This window comes from Sphingomonas sp. BK481, from assembly GCF_014194875.1.
GTDB lineage: Bacteria > Pseudomonadota > Alphaproteobacteria > Sphingomonadales > Sphingomonadaceae > Sphingomonas > Sphingomonas aerolata.
In genome coordinates, this window is record NZ_JACIAP010000001.1 from 682,148 (window position 1) to 694,810 (window position 12,663).

Here is a 12,663-nt window from a genome sequence, read left to right on the forward strand (position 1 = left end):
GGGCTGGAAGGACGATACGATCCTGGTTCGGCATCGTTCCTGAACGGGGTTGTCGGCTCCCGTACAGGTTGGCGCCGACCGGTCGTCCTACGGCGTGATCGTGACGAAGCTGTCCATGACGCGCTTGCGGCCGGCCTGTTCGAAGTCGATCTCGAGCTTGTTGCCCTCGATCTCGGCGATCGCGCCATAGCCGAACTTCTGGTGGAACACGCGCTGGCCGGGGGAAAGATCGTCGCGACCCTTGTTGCCGAGGCTGATCGCGCTGGACCGGCTTTCGACGACGCGGGCGGGTTTGGTCGAGAAGCCGCCGCCGGGCGTGGCCGCGCGCTGCCAGCCGGGGCCGCGGCCGGTGCCGCGTGCGACGTCGGCGAACGGGTCGGCGCGGTCGGACCAGTTCGCCTGCCACAGGCTCGCGCCGCCCGACATCGTCGTCTCGGTGTCGGTATGCTCGTCGGGCAGTTCGGCGACGAAACGCGAGGGGATCGACGAATTCCACTGGCCGTAGATGCGGCGATTGGCGGCGTGGAGAATGACGGCGAGGCGACGCGCGCGGGTGATCGCGACATAGGCGAGGCGACGTTCCTCCTCGAGACTCTTGACGCCGCCCTCGTCGAGCGAGCGCTGCGAGGGGAACAGCCCTTCCTCCCAGCCGACGCAGAAGACGGTGTCGTATTCGAGGCCCTTGGCGGCGTGGATCGTCATGATCGTGACCTGCGGATCCTGCGCGCCGCCCTCATTGTCCATGACGAGCGAGACATGTTCGAGGAATGCGCCGAGCGAATCATACTCCTCCATCGCGCGGACGAGTTCGCTCAGATTCTCGAGCCGGCCCGTGGCCTCGACCGATTTCTCGGCCTGGTACATCGCGGTGTAGCCGCTCTCGTCGAGCAGCTGCCGTGCGAGTTCGGCGTGGGGCAGGCTGGTCGCCATGTCGCGCCAGCGCGCGATGTCGCCGACGAGGCGGCCGAGCGACTTCTTTGCAGCGCCGGTCAGCTCGTCGGTGTCGAGGATGCGCGCGGCGGCGGTGGTCAGCGGGGTGCCGGTGGCGCGCGCGAGCTGGTGGATGCGCGCGACCGCCTTGTCGCCGAGGCCGCGCTTGGGGACGTTGACGATGCGTTCGAAGGCGAGGTCGTCCGCGGGCTGGTTGACGACGCGGAGATAGGCGAGCGCGTCGCGGATCTCGGCGCGTTCGTAGAAGCGGAAGCCGCCGACGATCTTGTACGGCATGCCGATCGCGATGAAGCGGTCCTCGAACTCGCGCGTCTGGTGCTGCGCGCGGACGAGGATCGCAACCTCGTCGAGGCTCTTGCCCGTGCGACGGACGCTCTCGATTTCCTCGCCGACGCGGCGCGCTTCCTCGGGGCCGTCCCAGACGCCGATGACCTTGACCTTCTCGCCGACATCGAGCTCGGTCCAGAGCTGCTTACCTAGGCGGCCGCCATTGTTGGCGATCACGCCCGAGGCGGCGCCGAGGATGTGCGGCGTGCTGCGGTAATTCTGTTCGAGGCGGATGACCTTCGCGCCGGGAAAGTCGCGTTCGAACTTCAGGATGTTCTCGACCTGCGCGCCGCGCCACGAATAGATGGACTGGTCGTCGTCGCCGACACAGGCGATGTTCTTGCGTTCCTGCGCGAGCAGCCGCAGCCAGAGATATTGCGACGAGTTGGTGTCCTGATACTCGTCGACCATGATGTATTCGAAGCGCTGCTGATACTGGGCGAGCACGTCGCGGTGCGTCTTCAGGATGACGAGCATGTGGAGCAGCAGGTCGCCGAAATCGCAGGCGTTGAGCGCGCGCAGCCGGGTCTGATATTGCTCGTACAGCTCGCCGCCGCGGCCGTTGGCGTAGCGCTCGCTCTCGCCCGCATCGATATCGGCGGGGACGAGGCCCTTGTTCTTCCACTGGTCGATCAGCCCGGCAAGGCTGCGCGTCGGGAAGCGCTTTTCGTCGATATCGGCGGCGAGGATGAGCTGCTTGAGCAACCGCAACTGGTCGTCGGTATCGAGGATCGTGAAGTTCGACTGGAGCCCGACGAGTTCGGCATGGCGGCGCAGCATCTTGGCGGCGATCGCGTGGAAGGTGCCGAGCCACGGCATCCCCTCGACCGCGTCGCCGACGAGGCGCCCGACGCGCTCGCGCATCTCGCGTGCGGCCTTGTTGGTGAAGGTGACGCTGAGGATCTCCGACGGCCACGCCTTCTTGGTGAAGATCAGATGCGCGAGTCGCGCGGTCAGCGCCGCGGTCTTGCCGGTGCCCGCGCCGGCGATGATCAGGACGGGGCCGTCGGTGGTCAGCACCGCCTCGCGCTGGGGATCGTTGAGGCCGCGGAGATAGGGCGGCTGGCGGTTTGCGTCGGACGGATGGGCGATCTGGTTCACCGGTGAACAGGTAGGGAACGGGGCGCGATCGGGCAAGCGGCTAAGGCTTGCACGGCGCAGCGATGTGTGGAACAAATCGAGAATATCAACAGGAGGCGTGCATGTTGTCGGGACGATGCCACTGCGGAGCGATCCACTATGTCGCGACGGGCGAGGCGGCGCATCATGCGCTGTGCCACTGTGAGGATTGCCGCCGCAGCGCAGGCGCGCCGATGGTCGGCTGGATCGCGTTCAGGACCGAGCAGGTGATGATTTCGGGCGATCCGGTGACCTATGCGTCGTCCGAGCACGGGCGGCGGCAGTTTTGCGGGACGTGCGGGACGGGCCTGTTCTACACCAACCCGGTCGCGCTGCCGGGGATCATCGACATCCAGTCGTGCACGCTCGACGATCCCGAGTCGGTCGCACCGGGCGCGCAAATCCAGGTCGCGGAGCGGCTGGCGTGGATGGCGGACCTGGCGAGCCTGCCCGAATTCGCGCGCTATCCGGGGATGTGAGCGCGCGTTCGGTCGCCATCCGGGAGGGGGGAATCGAAATCGCGGGGCGACCGACGAACCGTCGCCAAACCGTCGCGGGAGCGTAACGATCCGGGCGTAGGGCGTGCGCAGCGACGAGGGTCTTCGTCGGAGAGGCCGCGCAGAGACGGTCCTCCCGACGGTCAGGCTTAGTCGCGCGCAGGCGGTGTGCCTGCGGACCGCAGGACCAGCAAAGGACGTCATCATGAAGATCCTCCACAGCGTCGCTTCGGCGGCGATCGCTTCCGCGTGCCTTTTTGCGACCGGCGCTGCCGCCGATCCGGTGCGCGACCCCGTCTCGATCCGTGTCTCGCATGCCGGGCTAGACTTGGCCAGCGACGCCGGGCGGCGTGTGCTCGCGCGTCGCGTGCAGTCGGCGGTCAACCGGACCTGCGCCCCGCGGACCGGCGGGCTGAATGCCTTTGCCGAGTCGCGCCGGTGCCGCGCGGAAATGATGCAGGACGCCACGGTGCAGACAGCCGCGTTGCTGGAGCGCAACGGGACGCAGCTCGCGAGTCTCGCGGGGCGGTGACGGGGTAGCGTCTTCGCGCTCGATCCGATGCGCGATTGAAGGAGGACCGCTTTATCAGGTGCGGCGGTCCTCCCCCTCCGTCAGGCTGTGCCTGCCACCTCCCCCTGGCGGGGGAGGATCATGGGCGGTTGCGCTCTGTGTGGGGTTCGTCACTGTGTCATTCTGGTATCGCCGCGCGGCGATGCATCGCGTTGTCATAAAGTTGTAATCGTTAGGGCCGACTGCGCGATCATGGCTACTTCCCCATTAACGGTCGACGCGATCGACCGCGCACCGCGCAGCGGACCGCGGCTCGATCATGATCTGCATCCGGCCGGGCGCTGGATCTTTCTGGCAATATTGCTGGGGGGGCTCGCCTATGCGGGGTTCAGCATCGCCACCGATACCGCGCAGGTCGGCGAGACGCTCGCCGTCGGTGCGTTCGCGTTCCTCGGGCTCGCGCTGCTGATCGCGCTCGGGTTCGAATTCGTCAACGGCTTCCACGACACCGCCAATGCGGTCGCGACGGTCATCTACACGCATTCGATGCCCGCGCCGCTCGCGGTGGTCTGGTCGGGCTTCTTCAACTTCGTCGGCGTGATGACGTCGTCGGGTGCGGTCGCCTATTCGATCATCACGCTGCTGCCGGTCGACCTGATCCTCAACGTCGGCAGCGCCGGCGGGTTCGCGATGATCTTCGCACTGCTGCTCGCGGCGATCCTGTGGAACCTCGCGACCTGGGCGGTCGGGCTGCCCAATTCGTCGAGCCATGCGCTGATCGGCTCGATCCTCGGCGTCGGGCTCGCCAACCAGCTGATCAACGGCGGCGCGGACGGCACGTCGGGCGTCGACATGGCGCAGGTGACCAAGGTGCTCTCCGCGCTCGCGTTCAGCCCGGTGGTCGGCTTTGTCGGCGCGCTGCTGATGCTGCTGGTGATGAAGGCGTTCTCGACCGATCGCAAGCTGTTCGAGGCGCCCGAGAGCAATACGCCGCCGCCGCGCGGGATCCGTGCGCTGCTGATCGGCACCTGCACCGCGGTCAGCTTCGCGCATGGCAGCAATGACGGCCAGAAGGGGATGGGGCTGATCATGCTCATCCTGATCGGCTGCGCGCCGACCGCCTATGCGCTGAACCGGACGATGCCCGAAAGCGCGACGCCGGCGTTCGTCCAGAGCGCCCGCGCGGCGTCGTCGGCCTTTGCTGCACATGCCGACGGCACGCCTTCGACGGTCGAGGCCGCGCGCGCGCGCGTCACCACCGCGCTGAAATCCAAGCAGGTCGCCGAGCCCGTCGTCTATGGCGCACTCGCCACGCTGTCGAACGACGTCACCCGCCGGATCGAGGGCTATGGCTCGCTCGGCAAGGTGCCCGCGGCGGCGACGTCCAACCTGCGCAACGACATGTACCTCGTCCTCGACACGACCAAGCTGGTCGCGGCGGACAAGACCGCGCAGGCGCGCTTTACCGCGCAGGAGATCACGGAGCTGAAAACCTATGGCGGCGGGCTCGAGCAGGGCACGCGCTACATCCCGATCTGGGTGAAGGTCACGGTCGCGCTTGCGCTCGGGCTCGGCACGATGGTCGGGTGGAAGCGGATCGTCGTCACCGTCGGCGAACGGATCGGCAAGTCGCATCTGACCTATGGCATGGGCGCGTCGGCGGAGCTGGTCGCGGCGGCGACGATCCTGATGGCGGACCGGTTCGGGCTGCCCGTGTCAACGACGCATATCCTGTCGTCGGGGATCGCCGGTTCGAGCGTCGCCAATGGCGGCGGGCTGCAGCGGCGGACGCTGGTGAACATGGGGCTGGCGTGGATCATGACGCTGCCGGTCGCGATGCTGTTGTCGGGCGGGCTGTACTGGATGCTGCTCGGGGTGGCGCACGCCTTGGGGCGCTAAAGCCGAGCGCGCGATTGACGGGGCGGCGGCGGGCGGCGATGCACGCGGCATGAGCACGCTTAGGTCCAGCCGCCGCATCCTCGCCGCCAGCCTGGTGGGCACCGCGGTCGAATTCTACGACTTCTACATCTACGCGACCGCCGCGGCGCTCGTGTTCGGGCCGCTGTTCTTCGCGGGCCAGTCGGCGTCGGCGCAGCTGTTGCTGAGCTATGCGACATTCGGGCTGGCGTTCGTCGCGCGACCGGTGGGCGCGGTGCTGTTCGGGCATTTCGGCGACCGGGTCGGGCGCAAGTCGACCCTGGTCGCGTCGCTGCTGCTGATGGGCGGATCGACCGTCGCGATCGCGTTCCTGCCAACCTATGCGCAGGTCGGCTGGTGGGCGCCGGCGCTGCTCTGCCTGATGCGGCTGGGGCAGGGGCTGGGGCTGGGCGGCGAATGGGGTGGGGCTGCACTGCTCGCGGTCGAGAATGCGCCGCCGCACCGGCGCAACACGTTCGGGATGTTCCCGCCGCTCGGCGCGCCGGTCGGATTTCTCGCCGCCAACGGACTGTTCCTGATCATCGGGCTGGTCCTCGACGAGGCGCAGTTCCTTGCCTGGGGATGGCGGATCCCGTTCCTGGTCAGCGCAGTGCTGGTCGGGCTGGGGCTGTGGGTGCGGCTGAAGCTGACCGAGACGCCCGCGTTTCTGGAAGCGGAGAAGACCGAGGCGATCCCGCGCGTCCCGATCGCCGAGCTGCTGACGCGGCATCTGCGCGCAACGCTGGCGGGGACGTTCGGGGTGATCGCGTGTTTTGCGCTCTTCTATCTCGCGACCGCGTTCGCGCTCGGCTACGGCACCAAGACGCTCGGCTATTCGCGCGAGGCGTTCCTTGGCGTCGAGCTGGTCGCGATCTGGTTCCTGGCGGCGGGGGTGATCCTCGCGAGCGTGCTGGCCGATCGCTATTCGGCGGCGCGGATGCTCAGCATCGGGTTTGCGGGCTGTATCGTCGTCGGGGCGCTGATGGGGCCGATGCTGGGGTCGGGATCGCTGGTCACGGTGTCGCTCTGGCTGTCGGGCGCGCTGTTCGTGATGGGGTTCGCCTATGGCCCGCTCGGCGGGTGGCTGCCGAGCCTGTTTCCGGCGGGGGTGCGCTATACGGGCGTGTCGATGACGTTCAACCTTGGCGGCGTGCTCGGCGGCGCGCTCGCGCCGATCGTGGCGGAGGCGCTCGCGCCGCGCGGGCTTGGGCTGGTCGGGGTGTATCTGATGGCCGCGGGGGTGCTGAGCCTTGGCGGGCTGCTGATCGTCGGGCGCCGCGCCACCGTATAGGACGGGGTCTCCCGCTTGCGCGGGAGACCGTTACGTCAGGCGGGCCGCAGCAGCGTCAGCCGCGCCTTGCCATGGACGCGCGTGGCGTCGACCTCGAAGCCCGGCAGTTCGACGACCTCCGCCTTGGCCGTCTCCAGGCTGATCCACGTCGCCGGGCTGGTCCATCCGAGCCGGGCAAGCTTGTCGAGCGCGACGAGCCCTGCCCCGGTGTCATAGGGCGGATCCATCAGGATGATGTCGAGCGGCGCGGGCGCGGGGCCCATCGCCATCACCGAGGTCGCGCGGACGTCGCCGCGAATGCCGAGCTTGGCGAGATTGGCCTTCAGCGCATCGAGCGCGGGCTTGTCCTGTTCGACGAACAGGCACGAAGCCGCGCCGCGCGACAAGGCCTCGATCCCGAGCGCGCCCGAGCCCGCGAAGAGATCGGCGACCGCGAGGCCTTCGAAACTGCCGACCCGGCTGGTCAGCATCGAGAACAGCGCCTCGCGCATGCGATCGGCGGTCGGGCGGGTCGCGTCACCCTTGGGCGCGACGATCTGGCGACCGCGATACTGGCCTGCGATGATCCGCATCAGCGTTTACCTCCGCGTGGTGCGCGGGGCGGGTGACCGCGCCCCCCTGATGGTCCCTTGCCGGGCGCGGGCGGACGGCTGCCGCGTTCGGGGCGCGGTGCGGCGTCGCGCGGCGGGCGGGGATCCGCACCGGGGCGACCGGCGGCACTGCGCGCGGCGCGCTTGTCGAGACCGGTCCGCATCCGGGAATCGTCCGCCTGGGGGCGGAAGCCGCGTTGCTGGTCCTGGCGCTGGTCCTGGCGCTGGGGCGAGTCGGGGCGGCGCGGGGCTGTCGTGCCCCCGCTACCGCCCCCGCTACCGCCGCCGCCGACGCGGGTCGGGGCGGCGCGGTCGCGGGGCGGCTTGGCGGCGCGGAAATGCTTGATCTTGGGGCTGGTGCTCAGCTCCTCGCCGCGATCCGCGCGCTCCTGGCGATAGGTCGGGCGACCGGTGCCGGCGCCGGTCGGCTGGGCGTGATGCGTCGCAGCCGCGCGATTGCCGCCGCGCGCATCGGGCTTGGCCCAGGGATCGGTGACGTCGCCGCGGACCATCGCCGCGGTCGGGCGGATGCGCTCGGGCCGGGCCGGGCGGGCGGGCCGTGCGGCACGGTCGACCGGCGCTGCCCCGCTTGAGAAGCCCGAGCTTGCGGGCGCCGCATAGGGGCTGCGCGCGGGCTGGCGTGTGGCGGGCGCTGGCCGGGCCGAGGGGGCGGGGCGGGGGGCGTTGGCGCCACGCTGGGGCGACTTGGCACCGATCCCCGCACCCGCGCCGGCGCTGGCGCTGATGCCGATGTTCGGACGCGCGCCGGGACCCTCGGGCTTGCCGCGCGCGAGCTCCTTCTGGAAGGCGACGACGTCGTGCTGGAGCACTTCGCCGATCTGGCCGGGGGCGAGATCACCGAGCACGAACGGACCGTAGCGGGTGCGGATCAGGCGCGAGACCTGGAGGCCCAGATGTTCGAGCACGCGGCGGACTTCGCGGTTCTTGCCCTCGGTCAGGATCATCTCGATCCAGACGTTCGCGCCGGTGCGGCGTTCGATATTGGCGTTGATCGAGCCGTAGCGGACGCCCTCGATCTCGATCCCCTCGATCAGCTCCTCGAGCTGCGGCTGGGTGATGTTGCCATAGGCGCGGGCGCGATAGGCGCGCTCGACGCCGGTCGCGGGGAGCTCGAGCTGGCGCTTGAGGCCACCGTCGGTGGTCATCAGCAACAGCCCCTCGGTGTTGAGATCGAGCCGGCCGACGGGAACGAGTCGCGGCAGTTCGCGCGGCAGGCGGTCGTAGATCGTCGTCCGGCCCGCGGGATCGCGCTCGGTGACGAGCAGCCCGGTCGGCTTGTGATAGAGGAACAGCCGTGCCGCGCTGGGCGCCTCGACCGGATCGCCGTCGACGGTGACGCCGGCAAGGTTGCGCAGGATCGTCGCCGGCGTGTCGAGCGTGGTGCCGTTGAGCGCGACGCGCCCCTCGGCGATCATCCGTTCGATGTCGCGGCGCGACGCGACGCCCGCGCGGGCGAGTAGTTTGGCGATGCGGTCGCCCTTGATGGGGGCTGCGGGGGCTGTTGCAGGCGCGTCGTTCGACGGGCTGGCAGTCGGGTTATCGTCTTTTGAAGTCGTCATGGCGCGGCTGATACTATGGATCGGGGTGCAGCGCGAAAATATTTGCGACCCTTCGTGGTGCGGTGCGTTATGTCGCATGGGCGTAACGACCATTCGTTGCGCGAAGGGGCGTGATGTCGATGCTGTTCGGAAAGAAGAAGCGGCTGATCATCCGCTTGCTGGTCGTCGAGGACGAACCGCTGGTCGCGTTCGACACCGAATATTTCCTGACCGAATCGAAATTCACCGTGGTCGCGACGGTCGACCGGGTCAGCGATGCACTGGCGGTGATCGAAAGCGAGTCCGCGATTGACCTCATCCTGGCCGATGTCAGCCTGAGTGACGGATCGGGGCTCGACGTGGCGCGTGCGGCCCTGGAACGCGGGGTGCCGGTGCTGTTCGTCACGGGCAACTGCCCGGTCGAGGCGACGACGCTGGCCGCGGGCTGTCTCTCCAAACCCTATTCGCAGCGCGACCTGCTCGCCGCGATCGCGGCGATCGAGGCGCGGATGGCGGGGAGCGAGCCGAAGAAGCTGCCCTCGGGCCTGCGGCTGTTCAGCGCGCCCGTCTGACGGGGCGCGTTTAGCTTCGTCGCGACCAAGGCGAAGCGGCGACGTCTTCCGCCTTCCCTCGCGTCGACAGCCCGCTATGGTCGCGCCATGTCCAGTACAGCCGTTCCGCGCCGATCCCTGCTCGCCACCATGGCCCCCTATCTGCGGCCCCGGCCGATCGCGGCGCTGCTGCTGGGGATATCGAGCGGCTTTCCGCTCGCGCTGTTGCTGGGGACGATGGGCTATTGGCTGTCGAAGGTCGGGATCGACAAGAAGACGATCGGCTTCGCGATCGGCCTGACGACCCCGTACACGCTGAAATTTCTCTGGGCGCCGTTCATCGACCGGTTCCAGATCCCGGTGCTGACGGCTTGGGTCGGACAGCGTCGCGCGTGGCTGTTCTTCGTCCAAGCGCTGCTGTTCGGTTCGGTCTGGATGCTGGGGTTCAGCGCGCCGCAGGAGCATCTCGGGGTGTTCGCCTTCTGGGCGATCGTGACCGCGTTCCTCGGCGCGACTCAGGATATCGTGATCGACGCCTACCGGATCGAGATCCTGCCCGAAGACGAATTGCCGCACGGGACCGCGAACAACCAGTTCGGCTATCGGCTCGGCAATCTGGCGGCGGGGGTCGGCACGATCGCGATCGCCTCGTCCGAAGGGCTCGGGCTCGGCTGGGCGATGGGCTATGGACTGACCGCCTTCTGCGTCATTCCCGGCGCACTCGCGGCGCTCTGGGCGGGGCGCGGACTGCATGACCGGGTGCTGGCATCGCAAGATCAGGCGTCGCGCGGGCGCTGGCTCGAGGATACGATCATCGGGCCGTTCCGCGAATTCTTCCAGCGTCGCGGCGCGGTGCTGATCCTGCTGTTCGTGCTGATCTACAAGCTGGGCGATGCGATGGGGCAGGGCATGCTCAACCCCATGATCGTCGAGCTGGGGTTCAGCGACACCGAATTCATCGCGATCAACAAGCTGGTCGGGTTCTGGGGGCTGATCGTCGGAACCGCGCTGGGCGCGCCGTTCATGGCGTGGCTGGGCCTCGGCCGCGCGCTGTTCGTGTCGGGCATGCTGATGATGCTCAGCAACTTCATGTTCGTCATCCTCGCCTGGCACGGGCATTCGAACACCTGGCTGACGATCGCGGTCGCGACCGAGCAGGTGACGAGCGGGATCGGGCTGACGGTGTTCGTCACCTATCTCTCGGGCCTATCCAACCTTGCCTATACCGCGACTCAGTTCGCGCTGCTGTCGTCGTTCGCGGCGGTCGGGCGGACGTGGCTGGCGGCACCCGCGGGCTATGCCGCCAACGCGCTGGGCTGGCCCGGCTTCTGGATGCTGACGATGGTCGTCGCGGTGCCAGGGCTCGTGCTGCTGTGGATCCTGTGGCGTCAGGGGTTCGTCGTCGAAAGCGTGCGGCGCGACCCGGCGATCGCGGCCGGGGCGGACTGACCCCGGCGCGTGACCCGGTTCAACTCGTAACCGGGCGCCCCTCGTCCGCGAAGGCGGCGGCGACTGCGGCGGCGCTGGTGAGGACGCCGTCGACGCGGCGGACGCCGAGCAGGTCGGTCATCAGCAGCCGCGCGGTGTCAGGCGCGGTCTCGACGCGCGCGAGGATCGACAGCAGCGCCGCCTCCGCGGGCGTCATCCGCGCGCAGCAGCACGGCGCGATCGCGATCGTCCCCGCCGCGCTGCCCGCCAGATCGGCCATCAGCGCGCGCATCAGGATCAGCGGCCGGCGGAAACCCTGTCCGAACGCGGTGAACAGCGTGTGCGCGGCGCGCGCGTCGCCAAGCCCGTTCGCGCCCATCCGCCGCATCGCGAACAGCGCGATCCGCGCATTCTCGCACGACGGCAGCGGATGCGGCAGCACCGTCGTCATGCTGGCAAGCGTCGTGCCGGCAAAGCGGTTGGCATCGGTCATATACGCGACTCCGTGGTTACAAGACCAAGGTCGCTTGTTCGTTATTGATAGTCAATAGCAATAAGGGATCAGTGCGGCAGCTCGTCGTTGCCTGCGAGCACTTCGCCCGCGAGGTAGAGCGAACCCGCGATCAGCACGAACTGCGGCGCGTCACCCTGCGCGGCGATGCGGACGAGCGCCTCGGCGGGGGTCGCGGCGGTCTCCGCGCTGCACCCGGCGCGGCGGGCGATCGCCGCCAGCGCGTCGGGGGCGTGGTGAGCATGACCCGGGACGGGAAGCGCGACGACGTGGCCGACCTGCGGGCCGAGAATGTCGAGCACCGCCTCGGCATCCTTGTTCGCGAGCATGCCGAGTACGAGCGTCGCGGGACGGCCTGCCGCCAGCGTCCGCAGCACGCGCGCGACCGGCTGTGCGGCATTGGGATTGTGCGCGCCGTCGAGCCATAGGTCGCTGCCCGCGGGCAACCGTGCGTGGAGCGGGCCATGGGACAGCCGCTGCATCCGCGCGGGCCAGTGCGCGGCGTCCGCGGCGGCGCGCATCGCCGCCTCTGGGATGGCGAGCGCCGACTGATGCCGCAGCATCGCGATCGCGAGCGCGAGATTGCGCGACTGGTGCAGGCCGACCAGCCGCGGGCGGTTGGTGACGAGCGTGCCGTCCGCATCGGTGTAGCGCATCGCCGTGCGCGTCGTCTCGCTCGTCCAGGCGGTGCCGCGCGCGAGGACGGGGGCGCCCGCCGCCTCGGCGATTCCCGCGATCCGCGCGCGCAGCGGGCGGGCATAGTCCATCGTCACCAGCGGCACGCCGCGCTTGGCGATGCCCGCCTTCTCGCCCGCGATGGCGAGCAGCGTGTCGCCGAGAAACGCCTGATGGTCGATCCCGAGCGCGGCGATGCCGGTGACGACGGGGTTCGGGATGACGTTGGTCGCGTCGAGCCGGCCGCCCAGCCCGACCTCGACGATCGTCGCCGCGGCGGGCGTGCGCGCGAAGGCGAGGAAGGCGGCGGCGGTGGTGACCTCGAAGAAGCTCGCCTGCAGGTCCGCGGCGTGGTCGAGCACCTCGGACAGCAGCGCGGCGAGCGCGTCGTCCTCGATCAGCCGGCCGGCAAGGCGGATGCGTTCGTTGAAGCGGACGAGGTGCGGGCTCGAATAGACGTGGACGTCGAGCCCCGCCGCCTCGATCGCGGCGCGCAGGAACGCGCAGGTCGATCCCTTGCCGTTGGTGCCCGCGACATGGAACACCGGCGGCAGCGACCGATGCGGATCGCCGAGCCGCGCCAGCAACGCGGTGATGCGCTCGAGGCCGAGGATGTCGGCGCCGGGCGACAGCGTGGTCAGCCGGTCGAGCTGCGCCTGGACGGCGGGGGAGGAGGAGGTGGCGTGGTCGGGCATTCTTCTAACTCCCTCTCCCCTCGGGGAGAGGGCTTGGGGTG

Annotated in this window: 11 protein-coding genes; 6 read left to right on the forward strand and 5 right to left on the reverse strand. The window is 69.3% G+C overall.

Annotated features, from left to right (window positions below; translation table 11 throughout):
• Positions 1 to 87 precede the first annotated feature (87 nt).
• The gene (locus FHY04_RS03265; protein ID WP_409349140.1) at positions 88 to 2,379 is read right to left on the reverse strand and encodes an ATP-dependent helicase; all 2,292 of its coding nucleotides are present in this window, start codon (positions 2,377 to 2,379) and stop codon (positions 88 to 90) included.
• 101 nt (positions 2,380 to 2,480) lie between these two features.
• Here FHY04_RS03265 and FHY04_RS03270 point away from each other — a divergent pair, with 101 nt between their 5' ends.
• The 4 genes from FHY04_RS03270 to FHY04_RS03285 all read left to right on the forward strand — a co-directional run bounded on the left by FHY04_RS03270 (position 2,481) and on the right by FHY04_RS03285 (position 6,613).
• Positions 2,481 to 2,876, forward strand: coding sequence for a GFA family protein (locus FHY04_RS03270; protein ID WP_166747682.1), 396 nt, complete (start codon positions 2,481 to 2,483; stop codon positions 2,874 to 2,876).
• A 223-nt stretch (positions 2,877 to 3,099) separates the two neighbouring features.
• On the forward strand, positions 3,100 to 3,426 hold the full coding sequence (locus tag FHY04_RS03275) for a UrcA family protein (RefSeq protein ID WP_183935341.1): 327 nt from the start codon (positions 3,100 to 3,102) through the stop codon (positions 3,424 to 3,426).
• Between the two features lie 231 nt (positions 3,427 to 3,657).
• Positions 3,658 to 5,304 (forward strand): inorganic phosphate transporter, encoded by a 1,647-nt coding sequence (locus FHY04_RS03280; RefSeq protein ID WP_183935342.1) that lies wholly within the window; start codon positions 3,658 to 3,660, stop codon positions 5,302 to 5,304.
• Positions 5,305 to 5,353: 49 nt separating this feature from the next.
• Positions 5,354 to 6,613, forward strand: coding sequence for an MFS transporter (locus tag FHY04_RS03285; protein WP_183935343.1), 1,260 nt, complete (start codon positions 5,354 to 5,356; stop codon positions 6,611 to 6,613).
• A gap of 35 nt (positions 6,614 to 6,648) precedes the next feature.
• Here the strand turns inward: FHY04_RS03285 and rsmD are convergent, their stop codons facing one another.
• Together rsmD and FHY04_RS22410 are read right to left on the reverse strand one after the other, a co-directional pair.
• Entirely contained in the window at positions 6,649 to 7,185 is a 537-nt protein-coding gene (gene rsmD, locus FHY04_RS03290) for a 16S rRNA (guanine(966)-N(2))-methyltransferase RsmD (RefSeq protein ID WP_183935344.1), read from the reverse strand.
• Positions 7,185 to 8,783 carry a pseudouridine synthase gene (locus FHY04_RS22410; RefSeq protein ID WP_260171279.1) on the reverse strand — a complete coding sequence of 533 codons (1,599 nt, stop codon included), beginning with the start codon at positions 8,781 to 8,783 and terminating at the stop codon, positions 7,185 to 7,187. The genes rsmD and FHY04_RS22410 overlap by 1 nt, the downstream gene beginning before the upstream one ends.
• 119 nt (positions 8,784 to 8,902) lie before the next feature.
• Here FHY04_RS22410 and FHY04_RS03300 point away from each other — a divergent pair, with 119 nt between their 5' ends.
• Complete coding sequence (locus FHY04_RS03300; RefSeq protein WP_107932863.1) at positions 8,903 to 9,334, forward strand: response regulator; 432 nt, start codon at positions 8,903 to 8,905, stop codon at positions 9,332 to 9,334.
• Between the two features lie 87 nt (positions 9,335 to 9,421).
• Positions 9,422 to 10,762 carry an AmpG family muropeptide MFS transporter gene (locus FHY04_RS03305; protein ID WP_107932501.1) on the forward strand — a complete coding sequence of 447 codons (1,341 nt, stop codon included), beginning with the start codon at positions 9,422 to 9,424 and terminating at the stop codon, positions 10,760 to 10,762.
• A gap of 19 nt (positions 10,763 to 10,781) precedes the next feature.
• Here FHY04_RS03305 and FHY04_RS03310 read toward each other — a convergent pair whose 3' ends face one another.
• Both FHY04_RS03310 and FHY04_RS03315 read right to left on the reverse strand, forming a co-directional pair.
• On the reverse strand, positions 10,782 to 11,234 hold the full coding sequence (locus FHY04_RS03310) for a DUF6628 family protein (RefSeq protein WP_183935345.1): 453 nt from the start codon (positions 11,232 to 11,234) through the stop codon (positions 10,782 to 10,784).
• Positions 11,235 to 11,302: 68 nt separating this feature from the next.
• Positions 11,303 to 12,622, reverse strand: coding sequence for a folylpolyglutamate synthase/dihydrofolate synthase family protein (locus FHY04_RS03315; RefSeq protein ID WP_183935346.1), 1,320 nt, complete (start codon positions 12,620 to 12,622; stop codon positions 11,303 to 11,305).
• Positions 12,623 to 12,663: the final 41 nt, after the last annotated feature.

Bases quoted from the DNA above. Each gene is read 5' to 3' on its own strand.
- FHY04_RS03270 (WP_166747682.1), top strand. From the start codon at position 2,481: ATGTTGTCGGGACGATGCCACTGCGGAGCGATCCACTATGTCGCGACG.
- FHY04_RS03275 (WP_183935341.1), top strand. From the start codon at position 3,100: ATGAAGATCCTCCACAGCGTCGCTTCGGCGGCGATCGCTTCCGCGTGC.
- FHY04_RS03280 (WP_183935342.1), top strand. From the start codon at position 3,658: ATGGCTACTTCCCCATTAACGGTCGACGCGATCGACCGCGCACCGCGC.
- FHY04_RS03285 (WP_183935343.1), top strand. From the start codon at position 5,354: ATGAGCACGCTTAGGTCCAGCCGCCGCATCCTCGCCGCCAGCCTGGTG.
- rsmD (WP_183935344.1), bottom strand. From the start codon at position 7,185: ATGCGGATCATCGCAGGCCAGTATCGCGGTCGCCAGATCGTCGCGCCC.
- FHY04_RS22410 (WP_260171279.1), bottom strand. From the start codon at position 8,783: ATGACGACTTCAAAAGACGATAACCCGACTGCCAGCCCGTCGAACGAC.
- FHY04_RS03300 (WP_107932863.1), top strand. From the start codon at position 8,903: ATGCTGTTCGGAAAGAAGAAGCGGCTGATCATCCGCTTGCTGGTCGTC.
- FHY04_RS03305 (WP_107932501.1), top strand. From the start codon at position 9,422: ATGTCCAGTACAGCCGTTCCGCGCCGATCCCTGCTCGCCACCATGGCC.
- FHY04_RS03310 (WP_183935345.1), bottom strand. From the start codon at position 11,234: ATGACCGATGCCAACCGCTTTGCCGGCACGACGCTTGCCAGCATGACG.
- FHY04_RS03315 (WP_183935346.1), bottom strand. From the start codon at position 12,622: ATGCCCGACCACGCCACCTCCTCCTCCCCCGCCGTCCAGGCGCAGCTC.